The 24,918-nt window shown below is 67.3% G+C and carries 22 protein-coding genes; 8 read left to right on the top strand and 14 right to left on the bottom strand.

Annotation, left to right across the window (positions count from 1 at the left end; all coding sequences use genetic code 11):
• Positions 1–5: 5 nt before the first annotated feature.
• Positions 6–1,400 (bottom strand): MFS transporter, encoded by a 1,395-nt coding sequence (locus ABCS02_RS28590; RefSeq protein ID WP_345839100.1) that lies wholly within the window; start codon positions 1,398–1,400, stop codon positions 6–8.
• A gap of 143 nt (positions 1,401–1,543) precedes the next feature.
• Between ABCS02_RS28590 and ABCS02_RS28585 the strand changes: the two genes are divergently transcribed.
• Positions 1,544–2,584 (top strand): LacI family DNA-binding transcriptional regulator, encoded by a 1,041-nt coding sequence (locus tag ABCS02_RS28585; RefSeq protein WP_345839099.1) that lies wholly within the window; start codon positions 1,544–1,546, stop codon positions 2,582–2,584.
• Between the two features lie 27 nt (positions 2,585–2,611).
• Here the strand turns inward: ABCS02_RS28585 and ABCS02_RS28580 are convergent, their stop codons facing one another.
• From ABCS02_RS28580 to ABCS02_RS28565, 4 genes are read right to left on the bottom strand one after another with little or no spacing between them, the layout of a single operon-like run.
• The gene (locus ABCS02_RS28580) at positions 2,612–3,361 is read right to left on the bottom strand and encodes a thiopeptide-type bacteriocin biosynthesis protein (RefSeq protein ID WP_345839098.1); all 750 of its coding nucleotides are present in this window, start codon (positions 3,359–3,361) and stop codon (positions 2,612–2,614) included.
• Positions 3,354–5,711, bottom strand: coding sequence for a hypothetical protein (locus ABCS02_RS28575; protein ID WP_345839097.1), 2,358 nt, complete (start codon positions 5,709–5,711; stop codon positions 3,354–3,356). The genes ABCS02_RS28580 and ABCS02_RS28575 overlap by 8 nt, the downstream gene beginning before the upstream one ends.
• Positions 5,708–6,811: a site-2 protease family protein gene (locus ABCS02_RS28570; protein ID WP_345839096.1), complete on the bottom strand. Its 1,104-nt coding sequence runs from the start codon at positions 6,809–6,811 to the stop codon at positions 5,708–5,710. The genes ABCS02_RS28575 and ABCS02_RS28570 overlap by 4 nt, the downstream gene beginning before the upstream one ends.
• 53 nt (positions 6,812–6,864) lie before the next feature.
• Entirely contained in the window at positions 6,865–7,026 is a 162-nt protein-coding gene (locus ABCS02_RS28565; protein ID WP_345839095.1) for a thiocillin family RiPP, read from the bottom strand.
• 317 nt (positions 7,027–7,343) lie between these two features.
• Here ABCS02_RS28565 and ABCS02_RS28560 point away from each other — a divergent pair, with 317 nt between their 5' ends.
• A complete protein-coding gene (locus ABCS02_RS28560; RefSeq protein WP_345839094.1) occupies positions 7,344–7,730 on the top strand; it encodes a hypothetical protein in 387 nt (128 codons plus the stop codon).
• Between the two features lie 6 nt (positions 7,731–7,736).
• On the opposite strand, the gene ABCS02_RS28555 is transcribed toward ABCS02_RS28560, so the two are convergent.
• From ABCS02_RS28555 to ABCS02_RS28535, 5 genes are all read right to left on the bottom strand, one after another.
• The gene (locus ABCS02_RS28555) at positions 7,737–9,074 is read right to left on the bottom strand and encodes a YcaO-like family protein (protein WP_345839093.1); all 1,338 of its coding nucleotides are present in this window, start codon (positions 9,072–9,074) and stop codon (positions 7,737–7,739) included.
• Positions 9,071–9,757, bottom strand: a complete 687-nt coding sequence (locus tag ABCS02_RS28550) for a nitroreductase family protein (protein WP_345839092.1) — start codon at positions 9,755–9,757, stop codon at positions 9,071–9,073. Before ABCS02_RS28550 ends, ABCS02_RS28555 begins: the two co-directional genes overlap by 4 nt.
• Positions 9,754–11,154, bottom strand: coding sequence for a hypothetical protein (locus ABCS02_RS28545; RefSeq protein WP_345839091.1), 1,401 nt, complete (start codon positions 11,152–11,154; stop codon positions 9,754–9,756). The genes ABCS02_RS28550 and ABCS02_RS28545 overlap by 4 nt, the downstream gene beginning before the upstream one ends.
• 209 nt (positions 11,155–11,363) lie before the next feature.
• Positions 11,364–12,401 (bottom strand): ABC transporter permease, encoded by a 1,038-nt coding sequence (locus ABCS02_RS28540; RefSeq protein ID WP_345839090.1) that lies wholly within the window; start codon positions 12,399–12,401, stop codon positions 11,364–11,366.
• Positions 12,394–13,332, bottom strand: coding sequence for an ABC transporter ATP-binding protein (locus ABCS02_RS28535; RefSeq protein ID WP_345839089.1), 939 nt, complete (start codon positions 13,330–13,332; stop codon positions 12,394–12,396). The genes ABCS02_RS28540 and ABCS02_RS28535 overlap by 8 nt, the downstream gene beginning before the upstream one ends.
• 170 nt (positions 13,333–13,502) lie before the next feature.
• On the opposite strand from ABCS02_RS28535, the gene ABCS02_RS28530 reads away from it, so the two are divergent.
• Positions 13,503–14,873: an alpha/beta hydrolase-fold protein gene (locus ABCS02_RS28530; protein ID WP_345839088.1), complete on the top strand. Its 1,371-nt coding sequence runs from the start codon at positions 13,503–13,505 to the stop codon at positions 14,871–14,873.
• A gap of 56 nt (positions 14,874–14,929) precedes the next feature.
• Here the strand turns inward: ABCS02_RS28530 and ABCS02_RS28525 are convergent, their stop codons facing one another.
• Complete coding sequence (locus ABCS02_RS28525; RefSeq protein ID WP_345839087.1) at positions 14,930–16,117, bottom strand: glycine C-acetyltransferase; 1,188 nt, start codon at positions 16,115–16,117, stop codon at positions 14,930–14,932.
• The gene (gene tdh, locus ABCS02_RS28520; RefSeq protein WP_345839086.1) at positions 16,117–17,160 is read right to left on the bottom strand and encodes an L-threonine 3-dehydrogenase; all 1,044 of its coding nucleotides are present in this window, start codon (positions 17,158–17,160) and stop codon (positions 16,117–16,119) included. The genes ABCS02_RS28525 and tdh overlap by 1 nt, the downstream gene beginning before the upstream one ends.
• Before the next feature lie 112 nt (positions 17,161–17,272).
• Here tdh and ABCS02_RS28515 point away from each other — a divergent pair, with 112 nt between their 5' ends.
• The 5 genes from ABCS02_RS28515 to ABCS02_RS28495 all read left to right on the top strand — a co-directional run bounded on the left by ABCS02_RS28515 (position 17,273) and on the right by ABCS02_RS28495 (position 23,345).
• A complete protein-coding gene (locus ABCS02_RS28515) occupies positions 17,273–17,944 on the top strand; it encodes a GAP family protein (RefSeq protein WP_345839085.1) in 672 nt (223 codons plus the stop codon).
• A gap of 25 nt (positions 17,945–17,969) precedes the next feature.
• On the top strand, positions 17,970–18,653 hold the full coding sequence (locus tag ABCS02_RS28510; RefSeq protein WP_345839084.1) for a hypothetical protein: 684 nt from the start codon (positions 17,970–17,972) through the stop codon (positions 18,651–18,653).
• Between the two features lie 9 nt (positions 18,654–18,662).
• On the top strand, positions 18,663–19,403 hold the full coding sequence (locus ABCS02_RS28505; protein WP_345839083.1) for a cysteine hydrolase family protein: 741 nt from the start codon (positions 18,663–18,665) through the stop codon (positions 19,401–19,403).
• A 291-nt stretch (positions 19,404–19,694) separates the two neighbouring features.
• Entirely contained in the window at positions 19,695–21,377 is a 1,683-nt protein-coding gene (locus ABCS02_RS28500) for an alkaline phosphatase family protein (protein WP_345839082.1), read from the top strand.
• A 294-nt stretch (positions 21,378–21,671) separates the two neighbouring features.
• Positions 21,672–23,345, top strand: a complete 1,674-nt coding sequence (locus ABCS02_RS28495) for a hypothetical protein (RefSeq protein WP_345839081.1) — start codon at positions 21,672–21,674, stop codon at positions 23,343–23,345.
• A gap of 84 nt (positions 23,346–23,429) precedes the next feature.
• Here ABCS02_RS28495 and ABCS02_RS28490 read toward each other — a convergent pair whose 3' ends face one another.
• Positions 23,430–23,843: a MerR family transcriptional regulator gene (locus tag ABCS02_RS28490; RefSeq protein ID WP_345839080.1), complete on the bottom strand. Its 414-nt coding sequence runs from the start codon at positions 23,841–23,843 to the stop codon at positions 23,430–23,432.
• 2 nt (positions 23,844–23,845) lie between these two features.
• On the bottom strand, positions 23,846–24,835 hold the full coding sequence (locus ABCS02_RS28485; protein ID WP_345839079.1) for a DnaJ C-terminal domain-containing protein: 990 nt from the start codon (positions 24,833–24,835) through the stop codon (positions 23,846–23,848).
• Positions 24,836–24,918 lie beyond the last annotated feature (83 nt).

Below are 24,918 nucleotides of genomic sequence, written 5' to 3'. Positions count from 1 at the left end.
ATCTCCTAGCGGACGGACTTGATCGGGAGGACCGCGAACGCGCCGAGCAGGGCGATCACGATGCCGATCGGGAACAGCGCGGCGTAACCGCCGAGCGAGAGGATGACGATACTCGCGATTCCGGGGGCGAGCGTCTGAGGGAGGGTGGCGGCGATGTTCAGCACGCCGAGGTCCTTGGCGAAGTCGTTCTTGGACGGCAGCACCTCGCTCATCAGCGCGGTGTCGACGGCCTGGAACGCTCCGAAGCCGAGACCGGCGACGAACGAGAACAGCATCATCCCGACCAGCGACGGGAGGATCAGCGGGAACACCATCGACAGGGCCATCACCGTCCCGGCGACGATGACGACGACCTTCCGGCGCCCGAGCTTGTCGGAGAGCGGGCCGCCGATGAGGGTGGTGATGATCGTGCCGGCCATGCTGATCAGGCTGAGCACCGGGACGAACGCACCGGCCTTGTCGCCGAGCCCGACGTAGTCGCGCAGGATGAAGAGCTGGTAGCCGGTGACCATGAAGTAGCCCGCGTACAGCAGCAGGCGGCCGGTGAAGCCCCAGAAGAAGTCGGGGTGCTTGACCGGGTTGACCCAGAACGTGCGGAGGAACGCGCCGAGGCTGAACGGCGGCTTCGGCTCTCCCTTGTTGGAGCGTTCCGGGTTGAACACCACGAACAGCACCAGGACGATCAGGGCGAAGCCGGCGAAGACGAGGTAGCCGGCGGCCACGTTCGAGAGGAACATCGCACCCGCGATGCTGCCGCCGAGCGCTCCGACCATGAGGCCGAGGCCGGACAGCGACGAGAAGGTGCCCCGGGCGCCGCTCGGGACGCGGTCGGGGAGGATCGCGGACAGCGGGCCCTGCGCGAAGTTGTAGCAGACCTGGATCATCACCCACGCGATGCCGACCTGCACGATCGAGTTCGACGCTCCCATGAAGACCAGCGAGAGGCCGCCGAGCAGACCGCCGGCGACCATCCACGGGGCACGGCGGCCGAAGCGGCTGCGCGTGCGGTCCGAGACCAGGCCGGCGATGGGCTGCGCGACCATCGCGGCGAACGCGCCGATCGTGGCGATGAGGCCGAAGGCGCCGACGCTCGCGTCCTTGCCCACGATGTTCGTGATCTGGGTCGGGAGCAGCAGGCCGGGGACCGCACCCCAGATGCCGAAGACGGCGATGTTCGCCAGCGCCATCCACAGCATCAGCTTCAGCAGCTTGCCGCGCACCTTCACCTTCTGCGGCGCCTGAGCCGAGACGGCGGAGGTCGGGGCGGCCGAGAACGCCGAGTCGGCGGTGGTCAGCGTGGAGCCGAGCGCCACGCTGTCGGGCGCGCCGGAGAGGTTCGGCGGGAGGGTGGGCTGGACCGGGCGGGGGCCCTCGGGGAAGTCATCAGACGGCGTTGTCACGGGGGTTTGTCCTTTCAGAGCAGGCGACGTTGCGTGCTAACACGCGTAACCATACGCCAGGGTCCTCTCCGAATACAAGCCATCGCTCGGTTTTGCTGACGCGAGTAAGCAGATCCATCGCCGAGACCTAGACTGAGCACACCATGTTCACGCCCCAGGTCGTCAAAGCCCCGACCAGCGCCGACGTCGCGCTCGCGGCCGGCGTCTCGCGCGCGACCGTGTCGTTCGTCCTCAACGACAAGCCGAACTCCCGGGTCTCCGACGACACCCGGCACCGCGTGCTGGAGGCCGCGCGCCTGCTGGGCTACACGCCCAACACCGCTGCCAGGTCGCTGGCGAGCGGCGAGTCCGTCGCCGGCCTGCTCGTCGCGTCCTCCGCGACCGACCACGGCGCGACCGTCGCGCGGGCGCTCGACGCACTGCTCGCCCGCACGGTGGACGACGGCATCGACGCCCTCCGGCACGCCGACACCGCGACGACCGGCGCGGAGGCCGGCCAGCTCTGGGCCAAGCTGCGCCCGGAGGCCGTGCTCGCCGAGGCCGCGCGCTGCGACGCGGAGGCCACCGAGGTGCTGCGCCTGGCCGGCGTGCGCGCCCTCGTCGTGTACGGCGTGGCGGCCGTCGACTACGCGCCGTCGCTCGTCATCCCGCAACGCCCGTTCGGCGGCCTGGCCGTCGAGCACCTCGCGGCGCTCGGCCACGAGCACATCGTCTACCTCGCGCCCGCGACACCCGGCCCCGCCACCGCCGAACGCCTCGCGGGCGCCCGGGAGGCCGCCGAGCTCCTAGGAGTCCGGCTCGACGTCACGCACGCGGCGGCCTCGGCCCGCACTCTCCGCGACTGGGCACACGGCCTCCGCTACGACACCCACGCACCGACCGCCATCGCGGCCTCCGACGACGGACTCGCGATGGCCGCGATCCGCGCGCTGGCCGACGCCGGCCTGCGGGCGCCTGCCGACCTGTCGGTCGTCGGGGCCGACGACCACCCGGGAGCGGCGGACTTCCTGCCGCGGCTGAGCACGGTCACCTTCGATGCGGACGCGCTCGCGGGGACCCTCCTGGATGCGTTCGCGCGCATGCGTGCGGGCGAGCGGGTGGAGCTGCTGGCGGCGCCGCCGATCCGGCTGGAGGCGCGGGAGTCCAGCGCGATCCGGGCGGAGCGGCAGCCGGCGTCACGCTGACAATGGGCGCGGTCCAGGCCCAATCGCTCAATTCATCGCTTGTTCTCGACTCCACAGACTCGCAGCCAACGTGCCTTCTTCAGCCGGGGTGAGCCCGATTCGATTGATCGAGAGATGAATCAGCTGGTGAGCCAGGTACGCAAGTCTCTCCGGCCGTGAATGACGCTGGCTCCAGAGGCCGAAATCGTCGACCAACTGCTCGACGCCTAAGAGGAACGCTTGCGGAATCTGCGAAGACGGCGTATTCGGGGCTTGAGTTGCAGCTGAGACCAAATCCATCGAGCCCAGCCACCATCGTGCATGTGTCTCGAAGAGGCTCGCCTTCGATATTCCCTCGAGCGGCAATACGTCGAACATCGCAGTGAACACACGCTCGCATGCAGCCCATCGCATGCGGCGGCTCGGCCGGGATTCGAGCAGAGTGGCAGCGCACTCACTCGCACGCTGGAACTGCACTTCGGCCAGGCGCAGATCCTCGCCCGTTCCCCATTTGCCGACTTCAGGATCGTAATAGGCGACGTCGATTCGAGCGTGCGACCCCAGGTGCTCTTCGAGATCGCCGAAACTCGCGACGATCGAATCTGCCACGTCGTCATCGATCAGACAGCGAAGTCGAATGTGCGGGCCGTCCGTGTCAATGAACCGAAGGAAGTGCCAGCGATCGATACATGCATCGTTGTCCCGCACGATTCTCATCACCATCGTCGTGATGACACGATCGAGCTGGCTGAGTGAACCTGGGTAGATCTTCGCATACAGCCAAGTCAGGTCAGTCATCGTGGCTCCGTTTCCAGCGTAAGAAGCGGACGTGTTCAGTCACCCGATGCCCGCCGGCCCTCCGCCCCGGCAGCACCTCCTGGAACCGAACGTGCGTGCCCTCACGAAGGAGCGGAAGCGTCGCGTAGAGCGAATGCGTCGACAGCATGTTGACCCAGAGCGGCTTCCTCGCTTCTGATGCGAAGCCTCTCGACGAAATTGCCAGCCCGAATGCCTCTTCGGGGATTCCGTGAGCTCTGCGCCACCGATCGAAACGGCAGAGGAACTCCGCCGTGGTCTCTGTCTTACCGGGAATGGGGAGTTCGGATGATTCGACCATCCAGGTTTCGCGCCGCACGACGACGTCCTCGACCTGTTCTCTCGGGCGATACCGCGGCTCCGCGTGCGCGACCCGCGCTCGTTCCACCGGATTCGACTCAAGCGTCAGAGCAGTTCCGTCCACCCATGGATCCATGACGCAGAGAGCCAAGCCTCGTGCGCCGGCGATCGACCATGCCGGGACGATGCCCAAGTGTGCGATCGCCACGGGCCTGCCATCCTGATCGACGAAATCAAGCACACCTCGCTTGGAATCGTGTTTCAGTCCTACGTGTTCAAAGGTGAGCTCCTGGCCGGTCCGCCTCGGATCGGTGGGCCATTCGATGGAAGGCAGAAGCCCCCTTGCAGCACCCTGGAGCGGATTCACCTCGCTCGACGGATGGAAGGCGAACGTCGCCGCGACGCCAGGGAACATTCCGTCGATCCAAGCCAGAAGGTCAGCCCGGATACGCGAACCGGTCCCGCCGCCGACCGCGCCGAATCGCGCGACGATACCGCCCACGCCGTTGACCAATTGGTTGACCACAAAGGCGGGGCCGCCGCCGCCCCGTGGGTCCGCCAGTTCCTGGTACATGACGCCGACGGTCGGTGGAGCATTCGTATCACCGGCCGGGAGGAACGAGCGCCCTGTCGACGGTCGCTCGATCCACGCCCGGTCTTCGGACCACGCATCCCGCATGGAATCGCGGAACTCCCGGGACGCATAGGCAGCGATGAAGAACGCCGCCGCATCCGGATGTGTGGAATCGGGGCCGACCTCCTGCTCGAATCGACGGACGATGGCGTCGTAACGGTGCGAGCGGAAAATCGAGGGGCGGACTCCGTCGCCCCATCGCCGGAGCATCGCGTCGATGTTCGACGAGCCGACGGGAGCCGGGGAGACGCTGTCCTCATTCAGAAGTCGCGCTGTTTGCTTTCGCACGCGGAAGTCTTGTCCGATCTGCTCGAGAACCGCTTGCGCGCTCGCCAGAGCGGGCTGGCGAGCCTTGCGTGCGGATTCTGCCGAACGCAACGCGGTCTCAAGCAACTCCAAATTTCGCGCGAGTTCAGCAGCATGAGGATTGCCGTCGATTCGGCGAAGGCTGCGCGCCAAAGCACTCTGCGGGTGATCCCCAGGCCGCCCCGGAACCACGACCTGCACCAACCCGAGCTTTACCCATCGGGCGATCCGCAAATGCGGATCAGCGCCCGCCAGGGCCGCGAGCGAGTCGAAGTCGCCTCCCCGCCAATCACGGAGGCGTTCATACTCGTTCGCGTAAGGATCAAGTGAGACGATGTCTTCCTCCAGCCACGCTGATCCGTGCGCTTCGATGACCCGACGAACGACGACCTTCCGGTCGATCACATAAGCGGGTTTGAACTCCAGCGTTGTGACTAACGAAGGGTCGTCGACCAGGGTGTGCAGGAGCCTGAACAAGAAGAGCGGAGAAGGATCGATGCGTTTCCTCGCGTCTGTGCTGCCAGGAGTACCGACGGAAGTCAGCGTCGAAAGCGGGCTCGGCTTGAGTGCGGCGCGCCCCATGTAAGCAAGCGCCGTTCGAGTGTGGCGCGCCCCCACGGTGAACGCGCTTCGCTGGCTCAGCTCACGAAATCCCGGTGCGAGGAGGTCGAGTGCATCTCGTATCTCCGAGGTCTCCAGTGCGCGGCGGATGAGAGAAGGCACTCGGGCTTCATCCGAGCGAACCGCCGATTCGACCTTCAACCGAAGGTCCTCGTGAAGACGCTCGGCTGCGGCGAGACGATCCGCTAGACCGGCGGAGAGAATTGACGATGCATCCCCGGCGATCGGGCCGAGATCATCGGAATGCATCCTCCGACGAAGCGCGAGCGCAGTGCGCCGGTCAGCGCGCTGCAACGTGGGAATGAGCGAGTAGAGCTCGTCGGATGCTGCGCGGCGCCACGTGGCCAGGTCTTCTCTGGACGACTCCAGCTCCTGAAGCAGCCACCCGTCCAGGGTCCGGACGAGTTCCAAATGATCTGACGCAAGGCCTGCGATGCGGACGACCTGGAGTTCAGCAATGATCGCGCTCATTGCATCGGCCCAGTTATGGAGACGAAGACGAAGATGAGCACGCAGGCCGCGCCGAGCATGTAAACGAGACCGAAGGCGACGTAGACGACGTAGCCCAGGCGTACCCGTCGGCTCTGGTTCGCCAAGTGAAGAGGCTGGGATCGCCTCAGCAGTGCGCGTGCTACATACTCGAACGCGTGAGCGCGAACATTCAAGCGCCCGAAAGCTGCCTCGATTGCGTGATATCCATCGCCGCGCACGAGTGGGTTGAGATTCATGATCATCACTCCAAGCTGCATCGCTGAAGCGATGCCGAAGATGCTCGAGCCGTCGGGAATCGTGACTGCGACGATGGCGAACGCGAGCGCGACTGCCGCGTCACACGCCGGCCCGATGATCGCAATCGTGAGCCGTCCCCAGCGACTCCGCAGCGCATATGTTTCTGTTCTGTCGACGTAGGCTACGGGGGCGATGAAGGCCAGGAGACCGACGCCAACTTCACGAATGTGGATTCCCCAGTACCGCATCGCAATCGCATGACAGCTCTCGTGGAGCGGGAGGAACAGCAGAACGATTACGGCTGCGATCAGGATGGTCCACAGGTTTGCGGTCATGTTCTGGTCCCGGAGGAGCACGGGGACCGAAACGGCAGAACCAATGAAGCCCGTCAGAAATACTGCTATGAGCACGCTCGGCGGGAACACTTTGAGGCGACTGCTGATCGGGTCGAACACGTGGTCCGCGTGAAGTCCCCGTAGCGGAATCCGCTTCAGGAAGTCGACACCGATGCCCGCGAAGAAGCCCGTTCTCGGCTGTCCGTTTGCATCCGAAACGGTCAACATGCCCGCCCTGTCAAGCACCCCGAGAAATGCTCCTACCTGAGCGACTCCGCCGTCGCCCTGCGCGGCAGAGCCGATCACGCCGGTCGCCTCCGCCAGGTCTGCTCCGGAGAGTCCTTCCTGCAACAGACTCAGAAGAACCGAGCTCGACCCCGAGACGACGACGAACCGACCGTTGGGCGCTTTGAGCAAAGGCCTGCCGTCCGCCGCCGTGAGAATCTGAGTGTCAGCGCGGAGCTTGAGCTCTGGAAGCGACGGCCACGATTCGAGAGTGAGATCCATAAGATTGGGAGAGTCGGGTGGAGGCGATTCCGTTTCGCCTCCACCCGGCCCATTCAGTTGCTGTACGTCGACAGCGAGCTGCCGGTGCCCAGCGATCCGGTGCCCGAAGAGAACGACGACGCCGTTCCCGCCGAACTCACACCGGCCGACGCCGACTCCGGGAGGTCCTCGGCAGTCAGGTCTTCAATGGACACCAGGTCGATCGTGTTGCGCATCAATGTGCTTCCTTTCCTTTCTTCAGCTGGAACCAAAACCTGGCCCCAGGTCTCGACGAGCCGATCCCTCATCTGGCCCGAAGCTCTTCTGCGAATCTCTCGATAGCGCGCCACGTCGAATGCTCGGATCGCACGGCGCCACATCGATCACATCCATCCACCCGCGTAAGTCGGCCGGCCGAAACCCCGAGACTCAGCCATCGCACGACAGTCAGGCGACCTGCACGTGACTCCGTTCGCCCAGAGAGGGCAGCCTCGAGATCTGCGTGCGCCAGTTGCGCGGCGAGGGAGACATGACCGGGTAGGAAACCCGACACTTGCAGGTCGCGGTCGATACGGCGCGTTGCTTCGACTTTCCTGTCCGTCTGGTTCAGCCGGCCGTGCTGATACTGCCGCCGCCGAAAGCACCGGTAACACCCGCTGACACCGGGAACCACGAGCGGACCGACCCGGAAGGCGCGAGGTCGCATAACGACCGGGAGCCAGGGGCGATCGAGATTGAACGCCAGTTCATCGACTCGGTCGATCTCCGCAGAGCTGTCGTCCTGTGTCGAAACAACCTGGACGCGCGCACTCGGCCAGCGCGAAGGCGGGATCTCGAGCGGCTCCGACCGCATTCTCTCGGCGCACCCCATGCGAGAGAGCTCGACGGCTATCGCCGCGCCGAAATCGTCACCTACCAGGAAATGAACATCGATCATTGAAAACTCCTATGCGAACGGCTGCGGAAACCGGTTCAATTCCTCTTCGGAACGGACAACAAGCCCCATGTTGCGCGGGGCATCGAACAGGCGCGGATGTGCTCTGAACTGAGAGCGGTAAACGAAGGAGAGCGGCATCAGGCGCGGGATGATCACTTTCACCACGGTCACGCCCGCGTCACGCGCCTCCACCGTGCTGATATCGACAACAACCACCTCCCACCCGCGCAAACGGAACGCCTCGAGCACCGCCTCGAGCTCCTGCGTCGAATCCCCTCCGACCATCGAGGCGACATGCTCAATCCCGCGGGAAGGCGCGGTGGTGTTCAGGAGAAAGTCGAACGCGTGGGCACGCTCGGCCGCCCCCATGTACTGGGCGCCATGGAAGACGTCATGAAAGTCGTCAACTGATTCGGGCGCGCGCCGCACGGAATTGAGTCCCATTCGAGAAGCGGCAATCTCCCGCAAGATCTTGATGACAGCACGCTCCGGATCCGGATCCGTAGCGCACATGACTACGTGACGCAGCTTGGAACTCGCATGGTCGGTATCGACGCAATAGACGGTGGGCAGTCCCAGGTCCGTTGTTGCATCGAAAAAGGCGTACTCGATACCCGTCGATTCGGCGCTCTCCAGCGCCCGCCTCAAGGTTTCAGACGCATTCGCGAACTCGATACGCGGCAATGCGAGCATTTGCATCCACGTAAGGGCGATGGAGTCCCGCTCGACCACCTCGCAGATCGCATTCAAGATGGCGTTCGCGAGGGAGGTATGCGCGGCACTGCCGGTGGAGATCGGTAGCGTGAATCGCTCGCTCGATGTCAGCGCAGGTATGTGCATCCATACGTTGACGGCAGGCACCCAGACCGGTTCGTTCGAGAGCAGCGACCACCCTCGAGTCCATCTGACTCTTTCCTCCGGATCGAAAGGCGCGACGACACATTTCGGATGCGCGAGTTCGATCGGTGAACATGCGGGCATCTCGCTCATATCGACGACACGACCGACGAGCTCGTCCTGTGTAGCCCAGGTGATGCCCGGAGCCGGCACACAATTCGAGTAACGCTCGATCGCCTCGACGGTCGCAATCGCCCGAGCGAGAAGCGGATTGATATTGCCGCCGCTACCGGCCATCTCGACGCCGCTCGGAAGCTCGGAGATACGGCGAATGTTGTCCTGCACCGCTTCCAGTTCGCCAAGACCAGCGACATAGACGTGAAACGGGTCTTCGTGCGTCGATATCTGAGTGACCGATCCGATCAATCCCGCTTCGGGCGAGATCACATCCGCGAGTGAAGCAAGACTCGGCTCGAGGCTCCACTCGCTCGGCTCAAAGGGTGCGTTCATCCGAGCGCCCCCATCGCTTCCCGCTCTGCGCGCGCGAGCCGCTCGGCGTCTTCCATCCCGATTGCGATGGCGATGAGTTGAAGGCTGTCTATCCCGTCGAATCCGAGCCGACTTTTCAGCTCCGCCGGGAGGAAGCCGGCGAAGATGCTCGCGGCATAACCCTCGCTTACGGCCGCGAGCCATACGACTTCTGCAATGGCGCCTGCTCGTTGAAGCAGTTGCCGATGGCCGTTCGGACCCTCGTGCTCAACCGCGTCGACGAGCGAGCCGACGAGCACGACGATGAGCGCCGCATCGCCGAACTCGGGTTGTAAGGTCATGGTCCTGAGATCGGAGCTCTCCAAAGGGACACTCATCTGCGCCCACCCGTCGGTGCCGAGTTCGTAAAGCCCCGGAGTGCGCCCTTCTATGTTGGAGAAAGCGCAAATGAAGCGCAGGGCAGCCCTGCCGCCCGAAAGCTGCTGGTCGATACTTTGAAGAGTTGGTTGGATTCCTCCGAGCCAGTCGACACTGATCGGCTCCGGCAGGTAGTACTTGACCGATCGGCGAGAGGGAAGGGCGGCCACCAAATCAGCGGCCAGGGCACTATCCACTTCCACCGAACGACTCGGACGGCTCATGTTGTCCGACGCCGACTGAGTCGCTGCGAGCCTCAGGTTTCTATAAGCCTCGAGTTCGCTCATGCGAAGCCCCCAATCACCACTCGTGCGCTGATGGATTGCTGAGACCGGTCCAACTCGAAACGACGGGCGGTTTCCGCCTCGTTCCAGCCGGGCTCACATCGCAGAGTCAAGCCCGCTGTCGCTGCCATCAGGATCACGTGCGCCAGCGAAACGCCGGCGTCGAGCGCGGTCACCCTGTACGCGAAGGCCGAATACTTATTCCACACCCGCTCGAGCTCGCTGGCGATGAAGAGTTCGACGCTCGCAGGCGTGGAGGCAGGCGGCATCGCAACGTCACGCGCAGCGACCGGGACGAGAGAGTGGTCGACAGCCACGTACGCGTATTCCCCGTCGAGGATTCCCGGCACGTTTCTGATCGATAGGTAGGCTTGCGGCGAGCCGAGATTTCCTCCGCTCGGGGCCCAACGGCGCGGCCGAATCGCCTGCTCCTCAGCAGGTTTGAAGCCGAACGAGTACCGGAGAAGACGACCGAGAATCGCGAGAGGGGAGTTCGGCAGGCAACTTCCACTTTCCGACCCAGCGGTCAGATCAACCCGATGAGAAGCCGGAAACTCGCGACGATCATAAGTGAGCCGAACGCTCGAGCTCTCGAAGTGCCCCTGATGGTCTCTGGGGTTCGCCAGACGCGACGGCGGAAACTCCACGGACGTCTCGTAAATGTACGCAAGCTCCGTAGCCGTATCGAGTTCGACCCCAGCCCCGCAAACCCGACACTCGGGCCGTGGCGGAATCCAGTGGCTCGAGGTGGAGAGATCGACCGGGTCGATGCGGATAGCAGCCTTTTCGCTCGTGGGGCGCCCGACCTCACAGACGAGCATCGTCACCTCGATCGCGACCATGAGCGCATGAACGCGAAGGGCGCAGTCTGACAATGCTCCCCCGCGCGCGGGACTGGCGTGCTGGATACAAGCGAGGCACGGACCAAAGTCGTGATGCGAAACCGGGCCGATGCCAGACTCGAGCGCCCCCACCCGAACGGGAAGAATCGGGATTGCTGCCGCGCGCGCCTTGATCTCCACATCGAGAGATGCGGCGTCCCCCGGATCCACCAGAACGCAGAGAAACACCTCCTCGATCGAGCTGTCCGGTTGGACGAGAACGATGCCGGCTTCGATCAATGCAGTCCGTATCGCCTCCGCTGCTGGGCTTGTTCCGGCGACAAGAATCCGGCGCGAATCTCTCTTTGCGCGAGCATCGACCGCGGAACGATTTCTGCGACTGGCGTCCACCATCCGCTCAAAGAACGCGTAACTCTGATCGATTTCTCCCGCTGCGGGACCGTCCACCAGCATCCCCGCAGCAAACAGTGTGCTCAGCACCTGTCGCAACGCGACCTCGGTCAGATCGGAGTCCCTCGCCAGGGCGCGGTGGTCGCGGGTCCCGTCGAGCAGGGGCATCAAGAGAGGGAGCAAAGCCATGACCGACTGGCCGCGGAGGTATCTCCTGGACATCCCGCCGTCGACCACCAGACCGTCATCCAACCAGATCCGTTGTAGTGACGTGACCAATCGTGGATGCGGTGGAAGCATGAATTGCGGGTCCCCATTTGTGGCCGCGGCCAAGAAGGCCGCACTGATTCCGGGTGTGTGACTCTCGCTCACTCGTCTCATTCGGTTCGGTCCCACTTGAAGAGCTTCGAGGCCAGGAGGGTGAGCAGAACAGTGGCGGTCGCCATCATCGCCCACAGCACGTAGACATTCAGGAACGGCTCCGAGCCGACGAGGTCGGCGCTTGCCGCTTGGACGAACCACGTCGTGGGCAGGTACGTGATCGCCTGCTGGACCCACTCGGGAAGGATGTACATCGGGAAGACGCTGCCGGACAGAAAGAGGACGATGACCGGAAGGACTCCCGAGATCTGGGTTATGAGATCCGGGTTGCGTGATCGACTCGCCAAGAGGTAACCGAGAGCGAAGAACAACGCCAACCCGAGGAGGAGTGTGACGATCAGGCGAACGAGGTTCTCGCCGCCGACATAGCCGTATCCGAGGGCGAGCAAAATGACGATCAACGCCTGAATCGCGCCGATGCCGAATCGGATCGGCGTCTGAGCAAGGATGAACGTCATTCTCCGGAGCGGCGTCGTACCGAGCAGGCGCAGCGTTCCGCGCCTCCGAAGCGCCACCAGGGGTACGGACGTCCCCAAGAATGCGACGCCGGCGTAACCCATCATCAGCGTGGCTGCGAGATTGCTCCTGAAGAGATCCACTACGGGATTCCCCTGGGCGTCCACGACGGCGATGTCGGAGTTCGCGAAGCCTGACGCCTCGAGTGCGCCGACGATTCCCGACCAGTTCGGCATCGGGTTCCCGAGGACGACATTCGCACGCGCTCCGTCAAGCGTCACCACGGCGTTCGCCGAGTCGGATGCGTTAACCCCGGTCACGAAGTCGATGCCGCGGTCGGAGAACTCGTCGGTCATGCGCGACGACGCGGACGACTCGCCATTCAGGAGCACGCTTGGCGCGGCACGATTCCCGATGTTGATCGCGTAGTTGAGTGCCCAGATCAGGATGAGGAAGAAGCCGAACATGAAGAGAACGGAGAAGACGGACTTACCGTTTCTCATCAGCTCGCGCGCGTTGGCCGCACTCAGTTCCCTCAGCGTGCTCCGCGTGCTCGCTGGGGTTTCACGCTCACTCATCAGGGCTCCCCTCGCCAGTCGTGGAGGATGCGAACTGAAGGAAGATGTCTTCCAAGCTGCGCTGCACCACGCTCAATTCGCTCAACGTGATCGACCGATCGAAGGTCAGCTTTCTGACCAATTCATCGGGTTCGGCGGTGTCGATGCTGAATCGCGCTTGTGCACCTTCGGAGAACCTCGACAGCGCACAACCGGGTGCGTGCCTCATAACCGCCTCGTCGGCGGTGCCGACGGGAGCAACGAATGACACCGTGGCCGCCTTGCTGTTCGCCCGCACCAGGGCTCCCGGAGAGTCGAGCGCGGCGATACGCCCATCCACGAGAATTGCCACCCGGTCGCACAGGGTCGTGGCCTCATCCATGTGATGCGTGCTCAGAAGCACCGTCGTGCCCGCGTCGCGCAGTTCGGAGATGGTGGCCCACAAGTCGCGCCGCGATGCGGGATCCAGACCCGCCGACGGCTCATCGAGAACCACGATCTCCGGATTCCCGATGAGCGAGACACCGAGGAGGAGCCGCCGCGCTTGCCCGCCTGAGAGGTTCTTGGCGCGGACGTGTCTGTGCTTCGCGAGTCCAATCCGACCGACGATCGTGTCCACGGAACGTGGATTCTTGTAGAACGACGCGAAGAGCCGGAGCGTCTCGTCAACAGTGAGCGTCTCGTAGAGGCTCGCGCTCTGCGGTTGCACTGAGACTCGCGATGTCAACGCGACGCGTTCTCGAGCAGGATCGAGGCCGAGCACAGATACGGTCCCGTCAGACGGCCGCCTCAGCCCGACGATGCACTCGATCAGGGTCGTCTTTCCGGCGCCGTTCGGCCCGAGGAGCCCGAAGACCTCATTCGCCCGCACGTCGAAATCGAGCCCGTCAACGACCGTGCGCACTCCGTACGTCTTCGTTAGCTTGCGTACCTGGATCACGCTCTGCGACATCGTCGGATTCCCCCGAATCGTTTCGTGTGAAAACGTACAGCATTAAGATTGGAAGTTCCAATTTATGCTTCCAGGCCAAGCCCCGACGACGCCAGCTCGGGCCTAGCGACCCCCGATTACGGGCCGCAGCCCGGTCGGAACCGCGCATGGGCCCGCTTACGCTTTAACCCGTGGGGACTCTCGCCTGGCTCACGCTCGCTCTCGGGCTGCTCGCCGCCTACCCGGTGGTGCGCTTCGCCGCGCGCGGATGGCGGTTCCGCGCCGGGTCGACCGTGCGCGTCGTCGTCATCGGCCAGGTCGCCGGGCTCGCCTTCATCCTCGCGTGGTGCCTGCTCGCGCCGCGGGCCGACCTGGGCGGGATCGGCTGGTTCGCCATCGCACTGGCCTCCGTCGCCATCCCGCTCGCGCTCGGCGACGCACTGCAGTCGGTCGGGCGGCTCCGGGTTCTCTCCATCGTGCTCACCGCCGTCACCGCGCTGACCGCCGTCGCCGCCGGAGTGCTCACCATCGGCCCCACCCTCGCGACGGCGACGGTGGCGGGGAAGGCCGTCCCGGTCACCGAGGAGACCCTGACGAACGGCGCCCAGCTCGCCGTGCACATCCCGCCGACCGCCTCCGGATTCGTCGCCCGCGACGCGCACCTCTTCGTACCGCCAGGCTGGCTGCGCGACCCGTCCAGCACGCGTCCCGTCGTCGAGATGATGATGGGGCAGCCGGGTAACCCGACCCTCGGCGCGACCCTCGACGCCCTCCACGGCATCGGCGGCGAGCGGCTGGACGACGCGCCGTTCGTCCTCGTGGTGGACCAGCTCGGGAACGTCAAGGCCAACCCGCCGTGCAGCGACACCAGCGCCGGCAAGCTCGACACCTACCTGTCGAAGGACGTCCCGGCGTGGATCCGCGGCAACCTCCCCGTGAGCGGGAACCGCGCGGACTGGGCGATCGCCGGATACTCGCACGGCGGCGAGTGCGCGGCCTACCTCGGCGCGACGCACCCCGGGATCTGGGGGAACGTCGTCTCCGTCTCCGGGCCGGACAAGCCCGGCGAGCACCGGCCGAACTACACGCGCGACACCTACTACGGCGGCAGCCAGGCCGCCTACGAGGCCGCCTGGCCGGAGAACATCCTCGCGTCCACGCGCTATCCGCAGCCGACGCGGGCGATCTTCGTCGCCGGCGCGCTGGACCCGCACTTCCGCCCGCAGGTGGAGGCGACCGCGACCGCTGCCGAGAAGGCAGGCTGGAAGGTCACCTACTGGGCGGTCCCCGACTCCACCCACACCCAGGCGCTGGAGCCCGGGCTGAAGACCGCCTACAACCAGCTCATCGGGGTCTGGGTGTCGTCGGGCGCGGTGGCGCCGGAGGCCGACCGGCTGCTCTGCACGCCCGACCAGAACGCGCGCGCCTGCGGGCTGACGCAGGCGGGGGCGGTCGCCGGGACGGTCACGATCGTGGACCTCAGCGTGCTCGCCGTGTTCCTCGGGGCGCAGCTGCTGCTGTTCTTCCGCCGCGGGCGCCGGCTCCGCGTCGACGCAGCCTGACATTCGTGCCGAGTGGCGCCTTTCGCGTCGCTATTCGCGCCATTCGGCACGAATCGCTAGGCGGCGACGGCGTCGCGCGCGGCGCTGAACGCGGCGACGCAGCGGCGGATCTCGTCGTCGGTGTGCGCCGCCGACAGCTGCACGCGGATGCGCGCCTTGCCGCGCGGCACAACCGGGAACGAGAACGCGGTCACGTACACGCCGTGCTTCTGCATCTCGTCCGCGATCCGGGCGGTGAGCGCGGCGTCGCCGAACATCACGGGCACGATCGGGTGCTCGCCGGGCAGGAGGTCGAACCCGGCCTCCGTCATCAGCTCGCGGAACAGCGCGGCGTTCGCGACCAGGCGCTCGCGCAGCGCGTCCGACTGCTCCAGCAGGTCGAGCGCGGCGAGCGTGCCGGCGACGATCGACGGCGCGAGCGTGTTCGAGAACAGGTACGGCCGGGCGCGCTGGCGCAGCAGGTCCACGACCTCCTGGCGCGAGGAGACGTAGCCTCCGGACGCACCGCCGAGCGCCTTGCCGAAGGTGCCGGTGTAGATGTCGACCCGGTCGGCGACGCCGCAGAACTCCGGCGTGCCGCGGCCGTGCTCGCCGACGAAGCCGACGGCGTGCGAGTCGTCCACGAAGACCAGCGCGCCGAACTCGTCCGCCAGGTCGCAGATCTCGCGCAGCGGGGCGATGTAGCCGTCCATCGAGAACACGCCGTCGGTGACGATGACCGTGTGGCGGGCGCCGGCATCCCGAGCCGCCGTGAGCTGGGCGCGGAGGTCGTCCATGTCCCGGTTCTGGTACCGGTACCGCTGCGCCTTCGACAGCCGGATGCCGTCGATGATGGAGGCGTGGTTGAGCTCGTCGGAGACGATCGCGTCCTCCGCGGAGAACAGGGTCTCGAACACGCCGCCGTTGGCGTCGAAGCACGACGAGAACAGGATCGTCGCCTCGGTGCCGAGGAACGCGGACACCCGCCGCTCCAGCTCCAGATGCTGCTCCTGCGTGCCGCAGATGAACCGCACGCTCGCCATCCCGTAGCCCCAGTCGTCGAGCGCGGTCTTGGCGGCGTCGCGGAGGGCGGGATGGTCGGCGAGGCCGAGGTAGTTGTTGGCGCAGAAGTTCAGCACCTCCGCCCCGTCCGCGGTGATCAGCGCCGCCTGCGGGCCGTGGATGCTGCGCTCGCGCTTGGTGAGCCCGGCCTCCTCGATCTCCGTCAGCTGCGCCGCGAGGTGGTCGCGAAACGTCCCGTACATCAGAGCTCCGTCCAGTCGAGGATGACCTTGCCGCCGCCGGCCGCCGCCGCTGCCGCGAACCCCTTCTCCCAGTCGCGCGCCGCGAAGCGGTCCGACACGATCGAGGCGATGGAGTCGTGCAGCGGCTTGGAGGTCTGCAGCATCGCGCCCATCGCGTTCCAGGTCTCGAACATCTCGCGACCGTAGATGCCCTTCAGCGTGAGCATGTGCGTCACGACGATGCCCCAGTCGATCGCGATCTGCTGCGACGGGAGGCCCAGCATCGCGATCCGGCCGCCGTGGTTCATGTTCTCGATCATCGAGGGCAGCGCGGTGGGGGCGCCGCTCATCTCGAAACCGACGTCGAAGCCCTCGCGCATCCCGAGCGCCCGCTGGGCCTCCCGGATGTCATGCTTCGAGACGTCGACGGTGAAGTCCGCGCCCATCCCCTTCGCCAGCTCCAGGCGCTGCGCGCTGACGTCGGTGCCGACGATGAAGCGGGCGCCGACGTGGCGGGCGACGGCGATGGCCATCAGACCGATCGGGCCGCAGCCGGTGACGAGCACGTCCTCGCCGACGACGGGGAACGCGAGGGCGGTGTGGACGGCGTTGCCGAGCGGGTCGAACAGCGCGCCGACCTCCGGCTCGATGCCGTTGTGGTGCACCCACACGTTCGTCGCGGGCAGCACGAGGTACTCGGCGAACGCGCCGTCGCGCTGCACGCCGACGCCCTGCGTGCGGATGCACATCTGGCGGCGGCCGGCGCGGCAGTTGCGGCACGTGCCGCAGACGATGTGGCCCTCGCCGGAGACCTTGTCGCCGACCTCCACGTCGTGGACGAGCGAGCCGACCTCCACGACCTCGCCGTAGAACTCGTGGCCCGGCACGAGCGGCGCGGCGACGGCGGAGGCCGCCCAGTCGTCCCACCGCAGGATGTGCAGGTCGGTGCCGCAGATGCCGGTGCGCAGCACTCGGATCTTGACGTCCTCCGGCCCGATCACGGGCTCCGGAACCTCGACCAGTGCCAGGCCGGGCGCGGCTTCGCTCTTGTACAGGGCCTTCATGTTCGCCATCCTCGTGGGGTCGTGCGGGTGCGTCTTCGCTGCGGCCGCCGTGCCTTGTGAGCGTGGAGGCCGCGCACCAGCCTACCCGCCCCCGCGCGCTACATTTCATCCCATGTGGTCCCCGTTCGGGCACGTGCTCGCCGAGCTCTTCCCGCTCGCCGTCGGGGTGGCGCTCAGCTCGACGCCGCTCATCGCGGTGCTGGTGATCGCGCTCGGCCGCCGGGGCGGTGTGCGGGGCGCGGCGCTGGTCGAGGGGCGCTTCCTCGGGATCGTCGTGGTGGTCGGCGCGTTCGCCGCGGCGTCGGAGCTGCTGGCGGACTTCCGCGGGTCGGAGGCCGCCCTCCACCTCGCCACCGCGGTCATCGGCGCGGGGATGATGACGCTGGGCGTGGTCACGTGGGTCCGCCGCCCGCGCGGGGCGGTCGCCGGCACGCCGCCGCGGTGGCTGACCTCCCTCACCCGGGTCTCGGCGCCCAACGCCTTCGGCCTCGGCTTCGCGCTCTCGACGGCGAACCTGAAGGAGCTCGCCTTCGGCGCGGGGGCGGGCATCGTGATCGGCAGCACTCTGACGGAGGCGCCGCCCACCATCGCGGCTGTCGCCCTCTACGCGGCGATCGGGTGCGTCACCGTGAGCATCCCGGTCGTCGCCGTGGCGGTCGGCGGCGCGCGCATCCGGCCGGCGCTGGACCGGGTGCGCGCGGCCCTGGAGAGGTCGAGCCGAACGATCACGTGCGTGGTGCTGGTGCTGTTCGGCGCGGTGCTGGTGGGGAACTCGTTCCTGTGATGCGGGTCGCTATAGGCTCGGCGCCATGACGGGCGAACTGATCGCGGGCGGCGGGGACCGGCCGTGGACCGACGCCGACAGCGCGCTCTGGCACACCGCGCGCATCCTCGCCGCGGTCGAGAGCGGCGTCGTCCCCGACGCGGGCATCCGCACGCTCTTCCCACTGCAGGACGGGGAGGTCGCGCTCGCGCAGGGCGCGTACACCGTGGACTCCCTGCGCGCGATCGGAGACGGCAGCTACCAGCGCACGGGCTCGTTCGCCTTCGGCGTCGGCGTGATCGGCCTGGCGGTGACGGCCGGCACGCTCGCCGCCAACGCCTCGCGGAACAACGCCGCCCGGGCGCAGGCGATGGCCGACGCGCAGGTCATGTGGCGACCCGACCACGCCGGGATGCTGACGGTGACCGATCTCGGCTTCGTCATCGTCACGGGCACGGGCACATTCCGCTGGGACTGGGGGTCGATCGACCTCATGCAGGTGGTCGACTTCAACACGGTTGTGCTGCAGGGGCGGTCCGATCGCGGGCCGGTCACTTGGCGGATCTATTCGCACTGGTCGGAGCTGCTGTTCGTGCTGTGGGCGCGGGCGCGGCATCCCGGGCATCCGCAGCTCGCGGAGCGGGCGTGGCTGCCGGAACGGTGGGAGGCGTGGGCTGCATGGGTGGGGCATCCTCTTCCCCTCTCCCTGGAGGGCGGCGCGCAGAGTTAGAGTGCCGACATGAAGCGCGCACTCATCGTGATCGACGTGCAGAACGAGTACGTCACCGGCAACCTGAAGATCTGCCACCCCGACCTGATGACCTCCATCCCGAACATCGAGGTCGCGATGGACGCGGCCGCCGACCACGACGTGAAGCTCGTGCTCGTGCAGCACATCGAGGACGAGGGCTCGCCGGTGTTCGCGCGCGGCTCGGAGGGCGCGGCCCTGCACTCGTCGGTGGCCGACCGGAAGCCGGACCTCCTGCTCACGAAGCAGGGCGTCTCCTCCTTCGCGGGCACCCAGCTGGAGCAGTGGCTGCGCTCGGAGGGCGTCGACACGGTCACGATCGCCGGCTACATGACCCAGCACTGCTGCGCGGGAACGGCCCGCGACGCCGCGGCGCTCGGCTTCACCGTGGAGTTCCTGTCCGACGCGACCGGGACGCTCGACCTCGTCAACGAGGCGGGCTCGATCTCGGCGGACGCCCTCCACATCAGCGTGCTCGTGACGATGGACTCGGAGTTCGCCGCGGTCGCGACCACCGAGGAGTGGACGCTCGCGGTGGAGGCCGGCGACACCCTCCCGGTCTCCAACCTGTGGGACAGCACCGGCCACGCGCGCGTGCCGGGCAAGCACGAGGAGCTGCACAAGCTGATGCGCGAGGTCCGCGCGGGCATCGACCGCGAGATCGCGGCCGAGGAGGCGCACGAGTTCGCGAACACGTTGTACGTCGGGCAGGGGGCGTCGACGTCGCTCTGACGCCCTTCGTCGAGGGGCACGTAAACGCCCCTAAAAGTGCGTTTTAGGGGCGTTTACGTGCCCTTCGATCGTGGAGCGGCGGGTGGGAGGTCTGTATGCCCACACATGAGCACTTCCGCAGCCCCGCCACCCCGGACCTGAGAGCGCGCTCCACGCCGTCCCCCGCCCGGTGAACGCCGCGTGAAGCGTGGGCGAGCAGTCGGCTCCGCGCCTGGCCCCTCGCACGCGCGGAGGCCAGGATCGACCCGGTTGAACGCCCCCGTTCGGGGGCGACCTCTCGAAAGGATGCTGATGGCCCCCATCAGACGGACCGCACGCCCCCGGGTCCTCGCAGCGAGCGCCGCCATCGCCGGTGGAGCGCTGCTCGTCGGCGTCACCGCCGCGCCCTCCCTCGCCGACGAAGGCCAGGGCCACGGCGCCCGCGCCGACGTGAAGCACGTGCTCCTGCTCTCGGTGGACGGCCTCCACCAGAAGGACCTCGACTGGTACGTCCGCACGCACCCCGTTTCCGCTATGGCGGCGCTGGCGGCGCACGGCACCGACTACACGAACGCCTCCACGCCGGTCCCGTCCGACTCGTTCCCCGGGATGGTCGCCCAGGCCACCGGCGGCAACCCGGGCACCACGGGCGTCTACTACGACGACACCTTCAACCACGCGCTCCTGCCGGCCGGCACCACGAACTGCGTCGGCGTGAAGCCCGGCGCGGAGGTGGCCTTCACGGAGGCCGCCGACAAGAACCAGTCGAGCATCGACGCCGGTCAGGGCCTCGCGGGCCTGCCGGGCAGCATCCTGTCGATGACGGGCACCCCCGCCACCCTGCTCGACCCCGCGCAGCTCCCGGTCGACCCGGCCACCTGCAAGCCGGTCTACCCGCACCAGTACCTCAAGGTGAACACGATCTTCGAGGTCGCCAAGCAGGCCGGCCTCCACACCGCGTGGAGCGACAAGCACCCCGCGTACGAGATCCTCAACGGCCCGTCGGGCACCGGGGTCGACGACCTCTTCACCCCGGAGATCAACAGCGACGCCGCCGCGCCGTTCACGGGCGACTGGACCAAGGACAACCTGGCCACGCAGCAGTACGACGGCTACAAGGTGCAGGCCGTGCTCAACGAGATCGACGGCAAGGACCACTCGGGCACCAAGGCCGCAGCCGTTCCCGGGATCTTCGGCATGAACTTCCAGACGGTCTCGACCGCGCAGAAGCTGCCGACGTCCGACGGCCTCACCGGCGGCTACCTCGCCGACGGCTCGACCCCGGGCCCGCTGCTGAGCAAGGCGCTCGACTACGTCGACGCGTCGCTGGGCGCGTTCACCTCCGAGCTGAAGAAGACCGGTCACGCGGGCGACACGACGGTCATCCTGTCGGCCAAGCACGGCCAGTCCCCGACCAACCCGGCCGCGCTCAAGCGCGTGGATGACGGCCCGATCATCGCCGGCCTGGACGCCGCGTGGACCGCCGCCCACCCGGGCTCGGGCGACCTGGTCGCGTTCTCGACGGACGACGACATCATGCAGCTCTGGCTGAACGACCACTCGCAGGCGGCCGACGACTTCGCCAAGCAGTACCTGGCGACGCACACCGCGGCGGGCAACACGATCACGAAGGCGCCGGTCACGGTGCAGGCCTCCGGCCTCACCACGATCTACGCCGGAGCGGGAGTCGCGAAGTACTTCGGCACCGCGTCGACCGACCCGCGCATCCCGGACGTCCTGGGCATCGCGCAGACCGGCGTCGTCTACACGGGCGGCACGTCGAAGATCGCGGAGCACGGCGGCGCAAGCGCCGACGACCGCAACGTCCCGATCCTGGTCTCGGCCCCCGGCGCGAAGCACGCGCAGCGGATCGGCGCCCCGGTCGAGACGACGCAGATCGCGCCGACCATCCTCAGCCAGCTCGGGCTCGACCCGCGCGCCCTCCAGGCAGTGAAGATCGAGGGGACCAAGGTCCTCCCGGCGTCGCAGCGCTAGCGGAGCACCCGGGTCCCCGCGGGAGCCCTCCAGAGGCCCGTCGCCCTCGCTCTCCATATGGAGGTGAGGGCGGCGGGCCGCTTTTGTGTTAACGGGTTAATGTCATGCGGTATAAACACAGGACGCGTTTAAGCCTGAGGCGAGAGGACCCTGATCGTCACCGAAAATCAAGGTGAAGCAGACGGTGAGTTCCACCCCCGAATAGGCCTGAGGACCGCCGAAATCCGACATCACCCCCTAACGTCCTGCCGTGGCGGCTCCGTCGCCGACGCCACATCGAGAAACAAGGAACACATGTCGAGCACCAACGAAGCCCAGCGACCAGACGCTGGACATCGCCTCCCCTCCCGGCGGGCCGTCGTCGCGGCAAGCGCCTGGAGCGTCCCCGCCATCGCGGTGGCCACCGCGTCACCGGCCTATGCCGCGTCCGCGGAGGGCCCGGTCAACATCCCGCCGACGCTGACCGGCGTCATCGGCGGTGGCTGGTCCATCGCGACCGCCTTCGGGGCGAACGGCCTCCCGACCGGCTACGCGCGGTCGGCGCGGCCGACGGCGACGCGCATCCCGATCACCGTCTCGCCCGCGAGGGCCACCGTCGTGACCGTGACCGTGAGCGGGGCCGGATTCGCGCTCTACACGGTCGCGAACAACACCGCCTTCCTTCCCACGCAGTCCGTCACCGTCACGACCTCGGCGACCGGTGTCGCCGAGGTCTTCGTCGCGATCCCGCCGTTCAGCAAGGGCGACACCACGGCCACCATCACCGCCGCCGCGAACGGGGACTCCGCGGTCTCGACTCTGACGGCCGAGCCGGGTCTCGCCTACACGCTCGGCGGCCACACGCCGGAAGGACAGACCGGCAACGGTGCCCTCCTGAACGCGGTGGGATACCCGACACCCTGGGCGCTGGACGTGCCGCTCGCGGCCGTCTACGCCACCCAGAGCTCGTTCATGGGCATCACCGCCGACGGCCGGGTGCGCACGGGCGGCTGGAACACGAGCGGCGAGTGCGGTGTCGGGGCGGTCTCGACCGCCGTCGCCGTCCCCGCGGAGCCCATCAAGGAGGACGGAACGGTCTTCACGGACGCGGTCCGCGGCATCGGCGCCCAGAACGGCTCCGAGCAGAGCCTGTTCATCCTGGAGGACTCCTCCGGGGACTGGTGGGCCGCCGGCCAGCAGCTCGGGAACTCGCTCGCCATGACCGGCAACATCGCCGACCGCAGCCTCACGCGGTTCACGAAGATCGGTCAGGCGCTCCCCGCCAAGCCCACGTGGGTCTCCTACACGCGGAACAGCAACGTCAACTTGTTCACCCTCGCGGATGGGACCGCCTGGCTGGCGGGCACTCGCGTCAACATGCAGTACTACGACCGCGGCATCTCCACGACGGGCCCCAGCATGGTGCAGCTCACCTGGCCCGACGGGACACCGGTGACCGGGGTGAAGAAGGCCGTCCAGAGCAACGACCGCGGCATGATGCTGCTGTTCGAGGACGGCCGCCTGGCGTACTCCGGAACGGCGACGACCAACATCACGCCGGCCGACTACCCCGGCGACGGCCGTCTGCACGAGATCGCGACACCGCCGGGCGGGATCGCCGAGCTCTGGGAGCGACAGCCCTACGAGTGGGAGACCGCAGGCTACTTCATCAAGAACACGCGCGACGAGCTCTACATGCTCGGCGGCGCCTACTACGGACAGTCCGGCCACGGCATGACCACTCCGGTCCGCGAGTGGACCAAGATCCCGGTCGAGAACGTCGACGACTTCGCCTGCGGCGCGCACGCCATGCTGGTGCTCGACCACTCCGGCGACGTCTGGTACTCCGGCGTCAACGACGAGAACAACTCGGGCATCGACCCGGCGTTCGCCGGCCCCTATGCGACCGCCACGAAGGTGACCACCCTGCCGCCGAACGCGAAGGCGATCGCCGTCACATGGTGGGACGCCCCCTTCGTCGCGTACTGACCCAACGAATGAGGGGCACGTCGTTGTCGCTTTCCACGCGGAAAAGTGACAACGACGTGCCCCTCGGCGGTTGCGGGTGCGGGGTTAGCGCTCCAGGGGGCGCCAGACGACGATCTGGTTGCTGCGGCGGACGCGGGTCCCGGCGCGCATGGAGACGACCTCCCCCTCCGACCCGGCGGCGAAGACGCGCCGGCCCGGCCGGTTGAGCAGCTCGTCGGCGAGCGCCGACTCCAGGTCGCGCACGCGGGCGCTCAGCGCGCTCACGTGGTCCTCCAGCTCCAGGATGCGGCGGATGCCCTCCAGGCTGACGCCCTCGGAGCCCAGGCGCGCGATCTCGCGGAGCTTCTCGACGTCGCGCATCGAGTAGCGGCGCGACTTGCCCGCCGTCCGGCCGGGGCTGACGAGCCCGAGCCGGTCGTACTGCCGGAGCGTCTGCGGGTGCATTCCCGCCAGCTCGGCGGCGATCGAGATCACGAAGACCTGGGTGTTCTCATCCATCGCTAGCCCCGAGCCTTGGCCAGGATGTCCTCTCGCGGGTTCCCGTCGGGAAGCTTCTCGGCGAAGGCCTCGAGAGCCTCCTTGGCGTCACTGGAGAGGTGCGACGGCACTGCGACCTGCACGATGGCCAGGAGGTCGCCCGTGCCCTTCGCGGTCTGCACGCCGCGGCCCTTCACCCGCAGCACGCGACCGCTCGGGGTGCCGGGGGCCACGCGCAGCTTGACCGGGTCGCCGCCGAGCGTCGGCACCTCGATGGTCGCGCCGAGCGCGGCCTCCGCGAAGGTGACCGGCACGGTGACGCGCAGGTTCAGGCCGTCGCGCTCGAACACGGGGTGCTTGCGCACGGTCACGGTGAGGACGATGTCACCGGCCTCGCCGCCGTCCGGGCTGGGCTGACCCTTGCCGCGCAGCTTGATCTTCTGGCCGTCGGCCACGCCCGCGGGGATCTTGACCTTGAACGGCTTGCCGTCCCCGGCCTGGAGACTGATCGTCTCGCCCTTGGTGGCGGTGAGGAAGTCGATGGTGGTGTGAGCGGTCACGTCGTTGCCGCGGGTGGGGCCGCCGTAGCCGCGGAAGCCGCCGCTCGTCGTGCCGAACCGGCCGTTGCCGAACAGGCCGCCGAAGACATCGTCGAAGCCGCCCTGGCCGCCCTGCTGGTAGGTGTACCGCTGGCCGCCCTGGCCGGTGAACATCCCGCCGAACACGTCGTCGAACCCGCCCTGGCCGCTCGAACCCGGGGCGGTGAACCGCGCACCGGAGCCCATGGCCCGGATCTGGTCGTACTCCTTGCGCTGCTCGGGGTCGGCGAGCACCGAGTGGGCCTCGCTGATCTCCTTGAACTTGGCCTCAGCGGCCGGGTCGCCCGGGTTGGAGTCCGGGTGGTACTTGCGCGCGAGCTTGCGGTACGTCTTCTTGAGCTCCGCCTCGCTGACGTCCTTGGAGACGCCTAGGACCTTGTAGAAGTCCTTGTCGAACCAGTCCTGGCTTGCCACGGCGCCTCCTCTCGTGCCTGTGCTGTCGTGGTCGGGGCCCTCCCCGGGCCCGCTGTCTGTCTCGAAGTCTGCATGTGTCGTGG

The organism is Microbacterium sp. X-17 (assembly GCF_039615055.1).
This window is presented reverse-complemented; position numbering and strand designations above follow the sequence as displayed.